The sequence below is a fragment of the Erwinia sp. 198 genome, assembly GCF_003937915.1.
GTDB classification, from domain to species: Bacteria; Pseudomonadota; Gammaproteobacteria; order Enterobacterales; family Enterobacteriaceae; genus Erwinia; species Erwinia aeris.
In genome coordinates this window covers 146,505-159,890 of the sequence record NZ_RHUM01000005.1, presented here as the reverse complement: position 1 = coordinate 159,890, position 13,386 = coordinate 146,505, and the positions used below count along the sequence as shown (strand labels likewise).

At 54.9% G+C, this 13,386-nt stretch carries 15 protein-coding genes; 9 read left to right on the top strand and 6 right to left on the bottom strand.

Annotation, left to right across the window (positions count from 1 at the left end; translation table 11 throughout):
* Positions 1-177: 177 nt before the first annotated feature.
* Both ybjG and EGK14_RS09090 read right to left on the bottom strand, forming a co-directional pair.
* Positions 178-783: an undecaprenyl-diphosphate phosphatase gene (gene ybjG, locus EGK14_RS09095; protein ID WP_125288894.1), complete on the bottom strand. Its 606-nt coding sequence runs from the start codon at positions 781-783 to the stop codon at positions 178-180.
* A gap of 395 nt (positions 784-1,178) precedes the next feature.
* Positions 1,179-2,864 (bottom strand): aspartate:alanine antiporter, encoded by a 1,686-nt coding sequence (locus tag EGK14_RS09090; RefSeq protein WP_125288766.1) that lies wholly within the window; start codon positions 2,862-2,864, stop codon positions 1,179-1,181.
* 263 nt (positions 2,865-3,127) lie between these two features.
* Here EGK14_RS09090 and ybjM point away from each other — a divergent pair, with 263 nt between their 5' ends.
* Positions 3,128-3,496, top strand: a complete 369-nt coding sequence (gene ybjM / locus EGK14_RS09085; protein WP_233598464.1) for an inner membrane protein YbjM — start codon at positions 3,128-3,130, stop codon at positions 3,494-3,496.
* Between the two features lie 78 nt (positions 3,497-3,574).
* On the opposite strand, the gene EGK14_RS09080 is transcribed toward ybjM, so the two are convergent.
* Positions 3,575-3,838, bottom strand: a complete 264-nt coding sequence (locus EGK14_RS09080; RefSeq protein ID WP_125288765.1) for a GrxA family glutaredoxin — start codon at positions 3,836-3,838, stop codon at positions 3,575-3,577.
* 186 nt (positions 3,839-4,024) lie between these two features.
* Between EGK14_RS09080 and EGK14_RS09075 the strand changes: the two genes are divergently transcribed.
* The 8 genes from EGK14_RS09075 to potI all read left to right on the top strand — a co-directional run bounded on the left by EGK14_RS09075 (position 4,025) and on the right by potI (position 11,017).
* Positions 4,025-4,309 carry a DUF1418 family protein gene (locus tag EGK14_RS09075; protein WP_125288764.1) on the top strand — a complete coding sequence of 95 codons (285 nt, stop codon included), beginning with the start codon at positions 4,025-4,027 and terminating at the stop codon, positions 4,307-4,309.
* Positions 4,293-5,015 carry an oxygen-insensitive NADPH nitroreductase gene (gene nfsA / locus EGK14_RS09070; protein WP_125288763.1) on the top strand — a complete coding sequence of 241 codons (723 nt, stop codon included), beginning with the start codon at positions 4,293-4,295 and terminating at the stop codon, positions 5,013-5,015. The genes EGK14_RS09075 and nfsA overlap by 17 nt, the downstream gene beginning before the upstream one ends.
* A gap of 20 nt (positions 5,016-5,035) precedes the next feature.
* Positions 5,036-5,938 (top strand): 30S ribosomal protein S6--L-glutamate ligase, encoded by a 903-nt coding sequence (gene rimK, locus EGK14_RS09065; RefSeq protein ID WP_125288762.1) that lies wholly within the window; start codon positions 5,036-5,038, stop codon positions 5,936-5,938.
* An 86-nt stretch (positions 5,939-6,024) separates the two neighbouring features.
* Positions 6,025-6,504: a YbjN domain-containing protein gene (locus EGK14_RS09060; RefSeq protein WP_125288761.1), complete on the top strand. Its 480-nt coding sequence runs from the start codon at positions 6,025-6,027 to the stop codon at positions 6,502-6,504.
* 396 nt (positions 6,505-6,900) lie between these two features.
* Positions 6,901-8,010: a spermidine/putrescine ABC transporter substrate-binding protein PotF gene (potF, locus tag EGK14_RS09055; RefSeq protein ID WP_125288892.1), complete on the top strand. Its 1,110-nt coding sequence runs from the start codon at positions 6,901-6,903 to the stop codon at positions 8,008-8,010.
* Between the two features lie 92 nt (positions 8,011-8,102).
* On the top strand, positions 8,103-9,236 hold the full coding sequence (gene potG / locus EGK14_RS09050; protein ID WP_125288891.1) for a putrescine ABC transporter ATP-binding subunit PotG: 1,134 nt from the start codon (positions 8,103-8,105) through the stop codon (positions 9,234-9,236).
* 12 nt (positions 9,237-9,248) lie between these two features.
* On the top strand, positions 9,249-10,175 hold the full coding sequence (gene potH, locus EGK14_RS09045; RefSeq protein ID WP_125288760.1) for a putrescine ABC transporter permease PotH: 927 nt from the start codon (positions 9,249-9,251) through the stop codon (positions 10,173-10,175).
* On the top strand, positions 10,172-11,017 hold the full coding sequence (gene potI, locus EGK14_RS09040) for a putrescine ABC transporter permease PotI (protein ID WP_125288759.1): 846 nt from the start codon (positions 10,172-10,174) through the stop codon (positions 11,015-11,017). The genes potH and potI overlap by 4 nt, the downstream gene beginning before the upstream one ends.
* Before the next feature lie 39 nt (positions 11,018-11,056).
* On the opposite strand, the gene EGK14_RS09035 is transcribed toward potI, so the two are convergent.
* Genes EGK14_RS09035 through EGK14_RS09025 form a run of 3 tightly spaced genes read right to left on the bottom strand, consistent with a single transcriptional unit; the run spans position 11,057 to position 13,305 of the window.
* Complete coding sequence (locus tag EGK14_RS09035; protein ID WP_125288758.1) at positions 11,057-12,160, bottom strand: M20 peptidase aminoacylase family protein; 1,104 nt, start codon at positions 12,158-12,160, stop codon at positions 11,057-11,059.
* Between the two features lie 13 nt (positions 12,161-12,173).
* Positions 12,174-12,647 (bottom strand): YjiG family protein, encoded by a 474-nt coding sequence (locus EGK14_RS09030; protein ID WP_125288757.1) that lies wholly within the window; start codon positions 12,645-12,647, stop codon positions 12,174-12,176.
* The gene (locus EGK14_RS09025; RefSeq protein WP_125288756.1) at positions 12,637-13,305 is read right to left on the bottom strand and encodes a nucleoside recognition domain-containing protein; all 669 of its coding nucleotides are present in this window, start codon (positions 13,303-13,305) and stop codon (positions 12,637-12,639) included. The genes EGK14_RS09030 and EGK14_RS09025 overlap by 11 nt, the downstream gene beginning before the upstream one ends.
* Positions 13,306-13,386: the final 81 nt, after the last annotated feature.

Sequence of the window (13,386 nt, the reverse complement as noted above, 5' to 3'; positions counted from 1 at the left end):
TTTTTATATTTATAAATCAATAACTTAAAAATTAAGCTTCAATGCGTATGGTTAACTCTATTCATTTGCGCAACGGACGAATAAAAGGCGTTTAATATTTCGGCCTGTTGCGCAATATTATGTCGATAATGTGAGCCGTTGCTTCGGCCTGATTATTATAATTAATCTGGCAAAGTATTATTCACGCACCCAGCCTTTGCGAATTGGGAAAGCAAACAAGAGGCGGTAAAGCGAAGAAATATTATGCAATAAGCGCTGGCCGCAAAAATGCCACGTAACCTGCGCCACCAGGCAGGAGAGCATCCCCAGCAGCAGGCCGCCCAGCATATCCATTGGCCAGTGAACGCCCAGGAAAATGCGTGACCAGGCAATTGCCAGACCGGCCGCCAGCAGCACTACGCCAGACCAGGCGCGATGCCAGCAGAAAAAGGCGATGGCAAAAGTGAAAATAATAGTGCCATGATTGCTGGGATAGGATTCCGTCGCCTCGTGCGCAAGAAACTGATAGCCCAGCCCGATAACAAAGGGGCGTGGATGAGGATACAGGCTGCCGATTAGCCAGGATATGGTTAAGGCGCAGGCCAGGGCGAGAGCGGTTTTCAGGACCAGCCGGCGCTGTGAGCCAACCTGACTTCTCGGCCCCCACAGCCACAGCGCGACAATGAGTACGGGCACAATGGTGATCAGATCGCGAGCCACCAGGGTAGCCAGCGATATCAACCAGGCGGGCGTGTCGGGCGTGGCGTTAATCCAGAGAAACAGCGACCGGTTTAGCGCTTCCAGCATGGTTATTTCCTTATCTCGTTCAGCGGCACCTGACGTGCCTGAAAGTAAAAACGGGCCGGTGGCGGCCATAAAGTGTCTCAATCCGGTCAGAGGTTCGCGCGCTGGCTATGCTGCCAGCTTGTCACGGCATCCCTGAAGGCAGCCACATAAAGTAGAAGCGGCCCAATAAAAGTGAAATAGGCTCGCTCTTAATTCCGTTAGCGGTTGTGGTTTCGTTAAGGATCGAGGACAGAAAAAAGGGAGCGGGCAGGGAAGAGCGGAAAACAAAAAGAAAAAAACCCGTCAATCATAAGATTAACGGGCTCCACAATCCGGGGGATTTCAAAGAAAAGCAGTGGCATTAATTATGACTGCGGGCAACAGCAAAAGTTCGCAAACAATCGGAAATTATTTTAGCCGCCAATCATTGGCCAGATCAGCACGATTAACGTTCCGGCCAGCGTGAGCAGGACGTTAGCGATAGCGTAAGTGCCCGCATAGCCGAGGGCCGGAATATTGCTGCGGGCCGTATCGCTGATAATTTCCATGGCTGGTGCACAGGTGCGAGCGCCCATAATGGCGCCAAACAGCAAGGCGCGGTTCATTTTCAGTACCCAGGCGCCAAAAACAAAGCTGATCACCACTGGCAGCAGGCTGACCATCAGGCCGGCCGCCAGCATCAGCAGACCGGTATCGCCCATGCCGTGCGAAAGACCGCTGCCCGCGCTTAATCCAACGCCGGCCATAAATACCATCAGGCCAAACTCTTTCACCATCGTTAAGGCACCCTGCGGGATATAGCCAAAGGTCGGATGGTTCGCCCGCAGAAAGCCCAGCATGATCCCGGCGAACAGCAGGCCAGCCGCGTTGCCCACGCTAAAGCTAAAGCGGCTGAACTGAAAGGTGACCATGCCCACCATCAGTCCGATAATAAAGAAGGCGCAAAAGGCCAGAAGATCGGTAACCTGGCTGTGGATAGAGATAAAGCCGATTTTGTCAGCCACCGACTTCACCCGCCGCGCTTCGCCGCTGATTTGCAGCACGTCGCCTTTGTTTAAAATAATGCTGTCATCAATAGGCATTTCAATCTGGCTACGGATCACGCGGTTCAGAAAGCAGCCGTGATCCGTCAACTTGAGCTGGCTGAGCCTTCTGTTCACGGCGTTATTGTTTTTGACCACAATCTCTTCGGTGATGATGCGCATATCCAAAAGATCGCGATCGAAAACCTCTTTGCCGTTGCGGAAGCTGGGATCGAGACGGGAATGCGCATCCGGGTAGCCCACTAATGAAATCTCGTCTCCCTGCTGCAGGACGGCATCGCCGTCAGGGTTGGCAAGAATGCCGTTGCGGCGGATACGCTCTATATAGCAGCCGGTTTGCCGATAGATGCCCAGCTCGCGCAGGTTCTTACCGTCAATCCAGGCGACCAGCTCTGGCCCTACGCGATAGGCGCGGATCACCGGCAGGTAAACCTTGCGCTGTTCGGCATCCAGGCCACGCTCGCGGGCAATCTGCTGCGCGCTGGTCGGCAAATCCTGGTGCTGAAGGCGGGGAAGATAGCGTGCGCCGAAAATCAGGCTGACCAGCCCGACCAGGTAAGTCAGCGCGTAGCCCAGGCTGAGGTTATTCTGCGCCTGGCTCAGCATCGCACCGCTGGGATAGGTATGACGCAGCGTGTCGCCAGCCCCCACCAGTACCGGCGTGGACGTCATTGAGCCTGCCAGCATACCGGCCGTCAGACCGATATCCCAGCCAAAGAGTTTGCCCAGCCCCAGCGCAATCAGCACCGCGCTGGAAACCATGACCAGCGCCAGCATCAGATAATTTTTGCCGTCGCGAAAGAAAATAGAGAAAAAATTCGGCCCGGCTTCCACACCCACACAAAAAATAAATAACATAAAACCGAGATTAAGCGCGTTGGGGTTCATCGTAAAATGCTGCTGGCCAAGCAGAAGAGAAACAACTAAAACGCCAATAGAATTACCCAGTTGGACTGAACCCAGGCGCAATTTACCCAGACAGAGACCGAGCGCCAGTACGACGAATAATAACAGAATGTCATTTCCACTTAACAAATCTGCGACGTTTATATTCACGGTTTAACTTCTTGTTTACTAGTAAGGTGTTGAATTAAAGGGTGTTTTACGCTAAATTTATTGCACTGCCATCAGAGCAGTGGCAACATTCAGGAATTTCCGCGAATTACAGCCCAGAGCCAAATAAAACGGTCGTCATTTTAATCGCTTCACGCTTTTTCAGCCAGTAAAAGCCATGGCTTTTGTTTGTTTAGAACAGGGAAAATCAGTCCGGCGTCATTCCGGCCAGGTGATAACATTAATTACCGAGAGAAGATCCTATTATGTTTAAGGGTATGTCCTGGACAAGCGTAGCGTTTAGTTTTGTTCTCTACAGCATCGTTTTTCTGGCGGTACGTTACGGTATGGTCATAGAGGGAACGGCCTGGGCACAGGCGAGGCCGGGCCTGTTGATGTTTACGCTGCCGGGCGCTATCGCGGCGTTAACATCAAAAGAGCACCCGCTGACGATAGCGTTATTGGGCGCTTTATTGGCTACGCCGCTTTGCCTGATTTTTCTGCACTACTATTCGCTGCACTATCACGCACCGTTGCAGGAGCTGGCGTTTGATACCAGCGCAATATTCTGGTGCGGTTCCGGCGCGCTGGTCGTTATGCTCTGCCGCACGCTGTTCTGGCATTCGCACGGCTAAGCACCGCTGGCAAAAAAAAGAGGGCCGCATAGCGGCCCTCTTTTTTATCATCCCAACAGAAGTCAGGAGCAGGAAGTCTTACTGGAACAGGCCCAGGTTTTCTTTAGCGTAGGCTTCAAAATCGGTGCAGCCGCCAATGTGGGTCTGGTCGAGGAAAATCTGCGGTACGGTTTCCACCGGTTTGCCCACGGTTTTTTCCAGATCGGCTTTGGTGATGCCTTCAGCGTGGATATCCACGTAGCGGAAGTTGAAATCTTCACGCTCTTCGGTCAGTTTTTCAGCCAGTTCTTTAGCGCGGACACAATAAGGACAGCCAGGACGTCCAAAAATTACGGCAAACATAGGGTTCTCCTCAAAGGTCAGATTTAGTGTGATGTACATCACAACTTATCATGTAATGGCGCTTATCATGCCCACTTCCGCAGGTGAAAGAAAGAAGGAATTACCTGTCGTTTCGATTCGTTTCATCTATATAGAGATAAACCGGTTACGCTATATGAACGCTTAACCCCCGGAGACGGAGGCAATATGGGCGGTTTAACCTTTAGTAACATGCCTGAACCAGTGTTGATTGCGGAGGCGCTGGGCGGAATTATCCTGCTGCTCTCTTACTTAGCGCTGCATCAAGTGCTACCCTTGCCTGCATCCTTTTCCGGGGCCTTTGCTGCCACGATCCTGCTTATCGTTGGCCTTATAATAATGCTGCCCGCCGCCATAGTGATGATGTGGCGTACGGCGAAAGCGATGGCGCCGGAGCTGTTTAACTTGTCTGAAAAATCCTCACCAGGAGAGAAGCATGACGCCGACCATTGAGCTACTTTGCTCCCACCGTTCTATCCGATCTTTTACCGACCAGCCCATCGGCGAGGCTGAACGAGAGGCGATTATCGCGGCCGCACAGGCGGCTTCCAGCTCCAGCTTTTTGCAGTGTTCTTCCATTATCCGCATCACCGACAAAGCGGCGCGTGAGAAGCTGGTCGAGCTGACTGGCGGACAAAAATATGTTGGTCAGGCCGCCGAGTTTTGGGTTTTTTGCGCCGATTTTAACCGTCATCAGCAGATCTGTCCGGAAGCGCAGCTGGGCCTGGCGGAGCAGCTGCTGCTGGGCTGCGTGGATACCGCGCTGATGGGGCAAAACGCGCTGGTGGCCGCAGAATCGCTGGGGCTGGGCGGCGTTTATATCGGCGGCATCCGTAACAGCATCGCCGAAGTCACCGAGCTGTTGGGCCTGCCGAAGTTCGTGCTGCCGCTGTTTGGGCTGTGCCTGGGCTGGCCTGAACAGATCCCGCAGTTAAAACCCCGTATGCCGGCGGCTATGCTGGTTCACGAGAATCGCTATCAGCCGATCGACCCGGACACGCTGGCCGCTTATGACGTCCAGCACGAGGCGTATTATCTGACGCGTGAAAGCAACGCGCGGCGTGAAAGCTGGAGCGAACATATCCAGAAAACCATTATTAAAGAAAGTCGTCCGTTTATGCTGGATTACCTGCATAAGCAAGGATGGGCAACCCGTTAAAACCCTTTCGGAGAAATCGGGTGAAAATAGCGATTCTTTCCCGGGACGGCTCGCTCTATTCCTGCAAGCGGCTGCTGGCAGCCGCTCAGCTACGCGGTCACAGCGTTGAAGTTATCGATCCGCTGTCCTGCTATATGAATATCAATCCCGGATCCTCGGCCATTCACTACCAGGGCCGACAGCTGAGCCATTATGATGCGGTTATCCCACGCATTGGACCGGCTATTACCTTTTACGGCACGGCAGTTTTGCGGCAGTTTGAGGTTTGTGGCAGCTATCCGCTTAACGAATCGGTCGCTATCACCCGCGCGCGCGACAAGCTGCGTTCTTTGCAGCTGCTTGCCAGGGAAGGTATTCCCATGCCGATTACGGGCTTTGCGCATTCGCCAGACGATACCAGCGATCTGATTAAGATGGTGGGCGGCGCGCCGCTGGTCGTCAAGCTGGTAGAGGGCACGCAGGGCATCGGCGTGGTGCTGGCGGAGACGCGTCAGGCGGCCGAAAGCGTGATTGACGCCTTCCGCGGCCTTAACGCGCATATTCTGGTGCAGGAATTTATCAAGGAAGCCAGGGGCAGTGATATCCGCTGCCTGGTGATCGGCGGCAGGGTAGTGGCGGCTATTGAACGGCAGGCCAGGGAAGGCGAGTTTCGCTCGAACCTGCATCGTGGCGGCAAAGCGCGTAGGGTGGAGATTACCGACAGCGAGCGGGAAATTGCCGTACACGCGGCGGCGACGCTGGGTCTGGACGTGGCGGGCGTGGATATTTTACGCGCCGGGCGCGGGCCACTGGTAATGGAAGTTAATGCTTCACCGGGCCTGGAAGGCATCGAAAAGACCACGGGTAGGGATATTGCCACGCAGATGATCGCCTGGATTGAGCAGCAGGCGAAGCCTGGCTTCTGTCTGAAAACCGGCGGTTGACCTGATATTTACTACACAGTCGTGGTGTTCAGGGGCTTTTTTCCGTAAGCTAGGGCGCAATTTTAAGGCAGTAAGAGACCAATTACATGGATTCACTCGTCGTTCCCGATATCGAGCTTTTACGACGTTGGCTGGATCAGCAGAGCATCACCTGGTTTGAGTGCGATTCCTGTCAGGCGCTTCACCTGCCGCATATGCAGAATTTCGACGGGGTGTTTGATGCCAAGCTGGATCTGGTGGACAACGTTATTCTGTTTTCCGCGCTGGCGGAGGTCAAACCAACTGCACTGATCCCGCTGGTGGGCGATCTGTCGCAGATCAACGCCAGTTCGCTGACGGTGAAAGCTTTCGTTGATATCCAGGATGATAATCTGCCCAAGCTGATTGTCTGTCAGTCGCTTACCATCACGGCTGGCCTGACCTACGGGCAGTTCGTGCATTTTATGAAGCAGAGTGAAGAGCAGATTTCAATGGTAGTGATGGAGGCCTTTGCCAATCATCTGCTGATGATGAGCGAAGAGGAAGATCGCGGCGAAATCATCACTACTCACTCCATGCTGCACTGATTTACAGCCATTATTTCAGGGCCTGGTGGCCCTGACTGACGCATATTTCCCCGTTTAATGCCGCATCCGGCGATTTCCTTCAGTTTTCCCCCGTGCTTTTCCCGCTTTTATGCTGGCTCAGGGCCGCTTTTCCCCTATTTTCTGCGCCGTTTTACCGCTCCCGGCTCGCTTGCATAGAGTAAAACCAGGCGAATCTCGATAAAAGGCGTTTTTTGCGCCCGGCTCTGGTCTGGCCTGCATTGTGGGACTATCCTTGCGAAACTGCATTTTGTATGCAAACTCGCAGCAGGTATAGGTTTTTTCTATTTAACAGCGCGGCGGCTATTCCTTACAGTGAGCGAAACGCCGTTGGCCCGCTTTTAGCCGTAATTATCTCTGTTCAGGAGGATGGAAAACATGTTCAACCAGCGTAAAAAATGGTTGTCAGGCTTGGTTGCTGGCATGGTGATGGCGGTATCAGCTGGCGCCACGGCGGCGGATAAGACGCTACATGTCTATAACTGGTCCGACTATATTGCGCCCAATACCGTGCCTGATTTTGAGAAGCAGAGCGGCATTAAAGTTGTCTATGACGTGTTCGACTCCAACGAGGTGCTGGAAGGCAAGCTGATGGCCGGCAGCACCGGCTACGATATCGTGGTGCCATCCTCCAGTTTTCTGGCGCGCCAGCTACAGTCCGGCGTCTTTCAGCCGCTGGATAAGAGCAAGCTGCCAAATTATAAAAACCTCGATCCTGATTTGCTGAAAAAGGTTGAGCAGCACGATCCGGGCAACAAATACGCCATTCCTTATCTTTGGGCCACCACCGGCATTGGTTATAACGTCGATAAGGTGAAAGCCGCACTGGGCAAAGATGCGCCGGTTAACAGCTGGGATCTGGTGCTGAAGCCGGAGAATCTGGAAAAACTTAAAAGCTGCGGCGTCTCTTTCCTGGATGCACCGGAAGAGATTTTTGCTACCGTTCTGAACTACCTGGGCAAAGATCCTAACAGCAGCGATGCAAAAGATTATTCCGGCGCGGCGACCGATCTGCTGCTGAAGCTGCGTCCGAGCATCCGTTATTTTCACTCTTCGCAGTACATTAACGATCTGGCGAACGGCAATACCTGCGTGGCTATCGGCTGGGCGGGCGACGTGCTGCAGGCGAAGCATCGCGCTGACGCCGCGAAAAACGGCGTGAACATCGCCTACAGCATTCCAAAAGAGGGCGCGCTGGCGTTCTTCGATATGCTGGCCATTCCTAAAGATGCAAAGAACATGGATGAAGCTTATCAGTTTCTGAACTATCTGATGGAGCCAGCCGTGATGGCGAATATTTCCAACAAGATTTTTTACGCCAGCGGCAATAAAGCGTCGGTGCCGTTAGTGGAAGCGAGCGTACGCGACAATCCGGGCATCTATCCCAACCCCGAGACGATGGCTAAATTGTTTGTGCTGAAAGTCCAGGATCCGAAACTCGATCGTGTGCGCACGCGGGCATGGACTAAAGTTAAAAGTGGCAAGTAGCTGAAGCCTCACTGAGTTATCACAGAGGCGACCCCGCCTCTGTTTTCTTTTTATACGGCATGACCGTTTAAAAGCGCCGGAGTGTAATGGAAGTGAACGACGCGATCCCTCGTCCGCAAAAAAAAGTCAGCAGGGCGGTGACGCCGCTGCTGGAAATTCGCAATCTGACCAAGTCCTTTGATGGACAGCACGCGGTTGACGACGTCAATCTGACAATTTACAAAGGTGAGATCTTTGCGCTGCTGGGCGCTTCCGGCTGCGGCAAATCCACGCTGCTGCGGATGCTCGCCGGGTTTGAAGCGCCGACCTCCGGGCAGATTATGCTGGATGGTCAGGATCTTTCCCACGTGCCGCCCTATCAGCGCCCGGTCAATATGATGTTTCAGTCCTATGCGCTTTTTCCGCATATGACGGTGGAGCAAAATATCGCCTTTGGCCTGAAACAGGATCGGCTGCCCAAGGCCGAGATCGCCGAGCGTGTAAGCGAGATGCTGGCGCTGGTGCATATGCAGGAGTATGCAAAGCGCAAGCCGCACCAGCTTTCCGGCGGACAGCGGCAGCGAGTGGCGCTGGCCCGCAGCCTGGCTAAACGCCCTAAACTGCTGCTGCTGGACGAGCCGATGGGCGCGCTGGATAAAAAACTGCGTGACCGTATGCAGCTCGAGGTGGTGGATATTCTGGAACGCGTTGGCGCGACTTGCGTGATGGTTACTCACGATCAGGAAGAAGCGATGACGATGGCCGGACGCATCGCCATCATGAATCGCGGCAAGTTTGTGCAGATCGGCGAGCCGGAAGAGATCTATGAGCATCCCACTACGCGCTACAGCGCCGAGTTTATCGGTTCAGCAAATATTTTTCAGGGAATGCTGCGCGAGCGTCAGCCAGACGGCCTGATTATCGACAGCCCTGGCCTGATCCATCCGCTGAAGGTTGATTCCGACGCATCCATTGTGGACGGCGTGCCTGTACACGTGGCGCTGCGCCCGGAAAAAGTCATGCTGAGCGATGAAGTGCCCGCCGATGGCTGTAACTTTGCCGTGGGCGAAGTGGTGTATATTGCCTATCTGGGCGATCTCTCCATCTACCACGTGCGCCTGCACAGCGGCCAGATGATCAGCGCGCAGTTGCAGAATGGCTATCGCTTCCGTAAAGGGGCACCCACCTGGGGAGACGAAGTCCGCCTCTGCTGGGACACGGATAGCTGCGTCGTGCTGACGCAATAAGGGGAGGCGTTTATGACTCAAGTTACTGCGTCCGGACGTCCGGCATTGCTGAACAGGCTGCGCTCAAGCCGCAAACTGGCGATCGCGCTGCCTTATCTCTGGCTGGTACTGCTGTTCCTGCTGCCGTTTCTGATCGTGCTGAAGATAAGCTTTGCCGATATTGCGCGGGCAATTCCACCCTATACGGACCTGTTCAGCTGGGCGGATGGTCAGCTGACCGCAGTGATCAATTTTGGCAACTATCTGACGCTGACGGACGATCCGCTCTATATCGATGCCTATTTGCACTCGCTCCAGGTGGCGGCAATTTCTACCGTAGCCTGCCTGATTATCGGCTATCCGCTGGCGTGGGCCGTGGCGTACAGTTCGCCTTCTACCCGCAATATCCTGCTGCTGCTGGTGATCCTGCCTTCCTGGACTTCCTTTTTGGTGCGCGTTTATGCCTGGATGGGCATTCTGAACGATAACGGCGTGCTGAACCGTTTTCTGATGTGGAGCGGCATTACCGATCATCCGGTGGCAATCCTTTATACCAATCTCGCGGTCTACATCGGCATCGTCTACTGCTATCTGCCTTTTATGGTGCTGCCTATTTACACCGCACTTACCCGTATCGACTATTCGCTGGTGGAAGCCTCGCTGGATTTAGGGGCCCGTCCGCTGAAAACGTTCTTTAGCGTAATAGTGCCGCTGACCAAAGGCGGCATTATCGCCGGCTCCATGCTGGTGTTTATTCCGGCAGTTGGCGAATACGTTATTCCGGAACTGCTCGGCGGCCCGGACAGCATCATGATTGGCCGCGTGCTGTGGCAGGAGTTCTTTAACAACCGCGACTGGCCGGTCGCCTCGTCGCTGGCGGTAATTATCCTGCTGATCCTGATCCTGCCTATCATTTGGTTTCATAAGCATCAGAACAAAGAGCTGGGAGAAAAAGCATGAGTGCTTTGCCGACCGTGCGCTCTCCGTGGCGTATTGCAATCCTGATAGTCTGCTTTTTCTTCCTGTACGCGCCGATGGTGCTGCTGGTGATCTATTCCTTTAACTCATCGCAGCTGGCCGCATGGGAAAGCTTCTCGCTGCACTGGTACAACGTGCTGTTTCATGACGATGCGATGATAAGCGCGGTCACGCTGAGTCTGACCATCGCCGCGCTGTCGGCAACGGCCGCGGTGATTTTGGGCACGATGGCGGCGGTTGCCATCGTCCGCTTCGGCCGCTTTAAGGGATCCACTGGTTTCGCCTTTATGCTTACCGCGCCGCTGGTGATGCCGGACGTGATCACCGGGCTGTCGCTGCTGTTGCTGTTTGTGGCGATGGGCAATACCTTTGGCTGGCCTGGCGATCGCGGCATGCTTACTATCTGGCTGGCGCACGTCACTTTCTGCACGGCCTATGTAGCGGTAGTGATCAACGCCCGTCTGCGCGAGCTGGATCGCTCTATTGAGGAAGCGGCAATGGATTTAGGTGCCACGCCGCTGAAGGTCTTCTTTGTGATCACCGTACCGATGATCGCGCCTGCCATCGTTACCGGCTGGCTGCTGGCCTTTACGCTGTCGCTGGACGATCTGGTGATTGCCAGCTTCGTTACCGGGCCAGGCGCGACCACACTGCCCATGCAAATTTTCGCCACCGTGCGGCGCGGCGTTAATCCGGAAATTAACGCGCTGGCGTCGCTGATCCTGTTTGTGGTGGGCATTGTCGGCTTTATTGCCTGGCGGTTTATGGCGCACGAAGAGAAACAGCGCATTCGGGATGCGCAGCGCGCGCAAAAAGGTCATTAAACGGCAGGCCGGTCAGAGACGATCGGCCTGGCGGCGCCGCTAGCCTAAAATCTTTATCACGCAGGCCTTAAAGATTTTCACCCCAACCGGCAGCGCATCGAGGTCAAAACGCATATCCGGATGGTGCAAACCCGGCGTCAGGCCGGTGCCCAGCCCCCAGAAACCCGCTTTGATAGCCGGACGCTGCACGGGATAGTGGAAGAAATCCTCACTGCCCGGCGTTGAGCGTGCCGGCATCAGCGCCGTTTCACCCAGCACCTCTTTGATCGCTTCCGCCACCAGCGCCGTCATTTCCGCATCGATCTCGGCCGCAGGCATCGCTTTCAGGATTTCAATTTTCGCGCTGGCGCCGTAGGCCGCCGCGCTTTGCGTAATCGCTCGCTCCACCCGAACTTGCAGCTGCGTCATATCCTCGTTTTCCGCTGCGCGCAGGTCAAACACTACGCGCGCCGTGTCCGGCACGGAGTTAGTGACGCCTGCATCGCATAAAAATCGGGTGGCCTTGGCGCTCCAGCTTTTACCCGGCGCCATATGCACGGCGTTGACAGCCTGTACAGCGCTGACTGCGGCATCCAGCGCGTTAATGCCTAAATGCGGCCTTGCGGCGTGAGCGGTTTGTCCGCCGATGGTGGCTTCAAGAGTAACGCAGGCGGAATAGTACATGGCGGGGATTGCGGTGCCGACGGCGCACTCCTCCGCCGGACGCAGATGAAAGCCCAGCAGCATATCCACATCCTCGACCGCGCCGCCAGCTACCATTGCCAGCGCGCCGGTGCCCAACTCTTCCGCTGGCTGGAAAATGAGCTTCAGGCGGCCTCGTTTAACCGCGTTTTCCGCTTTCAGCTCCTGCGCGGCGGTCAGCACCACGGAGGAGTGCGCGTCGTGCCCGCAGGTATGGCGCGCACAGGCCTCGCCGTCGATGATATGCCCCAGCGCATCCATATCGGCGCGCAGCGCCAGCGTCGGGCCGGGTACGCCGCTGTCGAGCAGAGCAACAATGCCGGTTGTACCGTTGACGTTTTCCGTCACCTGAAAACCGGCGGCTTTCAGCTGCTGCCCCAGATAAGCGGAGGTCTTAAACTCTTCAAATCCCAGCTCCGGGATTTCATGCAGCAAGGCGTAATGTTCTAAAACTTTTAACACGATAAAGCCTCCATTAAGCGATAAAACGCATCACCAGCATGGCGATAACGGCATTCAGAACGCTGGTCAGCATCAGTAGCGGCCAGTGCTTTTTCGGCACGTCGGCCACGCCCAGCAGGCGACCCATATATTGCAGCTGCGATCCCATCAGAAAGATGGCCGGCGCCAGGATGGTGATATCGCCGCCGGTCAGCACGCCTTTCGCCAGCAGGCTTACCGCCACGCCGGTTCCGGCCGACGACGAAAGCCAGGCGGTAAGCAGCACCGTCACGGCTTCGCCCGGGAGCCCAAACAGGCCCATCACGGGGGCAAAGATCTTGCCAATAAAGGCCATCACGCCCAGCAGGTTAAGCATCTCGGCAATCACGTACGCCATAATGACGTTAGGCATTAAATTATGAATCGCGATATGAAACCCTTTTCGCGCACCGACGACGAACACATCAAAAGGGTTATGGGAAACGGCAACGGGCGGATTATTTTTCATGCTGGAAATCCTGTTTATAAACAGTAGCTAACACCAGACGCACTACGGCAGCGCCAACAAACTTCAATACAAACATCAGCACCAGCGGCACCAGCACCGGGACGGAAAGCGAGACGAACAGCGCTGAACCAATGGCAAAATAGTTGTTAATCAGCCCCGCGCCGGAGTATTGCCAGGCGGCCATAATCACCACGTCCTTTTTTCCTATCTGTTTCTCGTCGTGCAGCTCTTTGGTCAGCGCCGCGCCCGCGTCTGTGCTTTGCAAATCGGTGATCAATGCCAGCCCGCAGCGTCCCGGAATACCGAGCAGGGGTTTTAACAGCGGCGTCAGCAGCTTATGAGCGGCGCGGATGGCACCATAATGGGTAAAGATTTCCAGCAGGCCCAGCGCCAGCATTACCGTCGGCACCAGCGAAAGGGCAAACAGGAAACCAGCTTTAGCCCCCGTACCGCCTTCCCCGAGAAAGGTGGCGCGCGCGGCATCCTTAATGGTGCCGAACTTGCCGCCGAGGGTAGTGAAGTCAAAAGCGCCCAGCCATTTTGCCCCCTCCACGTTTAAAAACAGGCCGGAAAAAAAGAGAATAGCCACGATCAGGGCCAGGTAAGCGCCAATGCCTGGCGTCCAGTGTTCACGAGCTTTTGCCGATCCAGTCTCCATTTCTGTCTCCCGAGTAGCGATCCGAAAAATCTTATCCAGTGGCAATTGTTGGCAAACTGGACTAAACATAAATTGCTGCTA

Bases quoted from the DNA above. Each gene is read 5' to 3' on its own strand.
- ybjM (WP_233598464.1), top strand. From the start codon at position 3,128: ATGTTTAAGGGTATGTCCTGGACAAGCGTAGCGTTTAGTTTTGTTCTC.
- EGK14_RS09080 (WP_125288765.1), bottom strand. From the start codon at position 3,838: ATGTTTGCCGTAATTTTTGGACGTCCTGGCTGTCCTTATTGTGTCCGC.
- EGK14_RS09075 (WP_125288764.1), top strand. From the start codon at position 4,025: ATGGGCGGTTTAACCTTTAGTAACATGCCTGAACCAGTGTTGATTGCG.
- nfsA (WP_125288763.1), top strand. From the start codon at position 4,293: ATGACGCCGACCATTGAGCTACTTTGCTCCCACCGTTCTATCCGATCT.
- EGK14_RS09060 (WP_125288761.1), top strand. From the start codon at position 6,025: ATGGATTCACTCGTCGTTCCCGATATCGAGCTTTTACGACGTTGGCTG.
- potF (WP_125288892.1), top strand. From the start codon at position 6,901: ATGTTCAACCAGCGTAAAAAATGGTTGTCAGGCTTGGTTGCTGGCATG.
- potH (WP_125288760.1), top strand. From the start codon at position 9,249: ATGACTCAAGTTACTGCGTCCGGACGTCCGGCATTGCTGAACAGGCTG.
- potI (WP_125288759.1), top strand. From the start codon at position 10,172: ATGAGTGCTTTGCCGACCGTGCGCTCTCCGTGGCGTATTGCAATCCTG.
- EGK14_RS09030 (WP_125288757.1), bottom strand. From the start codon at position 12,647: ATGAAAAATAATCCGCCCGTTGCCGTTTCCCATAACCCTTTTGATGTG.
- EGK14_RS09025 (WP_125288756.1), bottom strand. From the start codon at position 13,305: ATGGAGACTGGATCGGCAAAAGCTCGTGAACACTGGACGCCAGGCATT.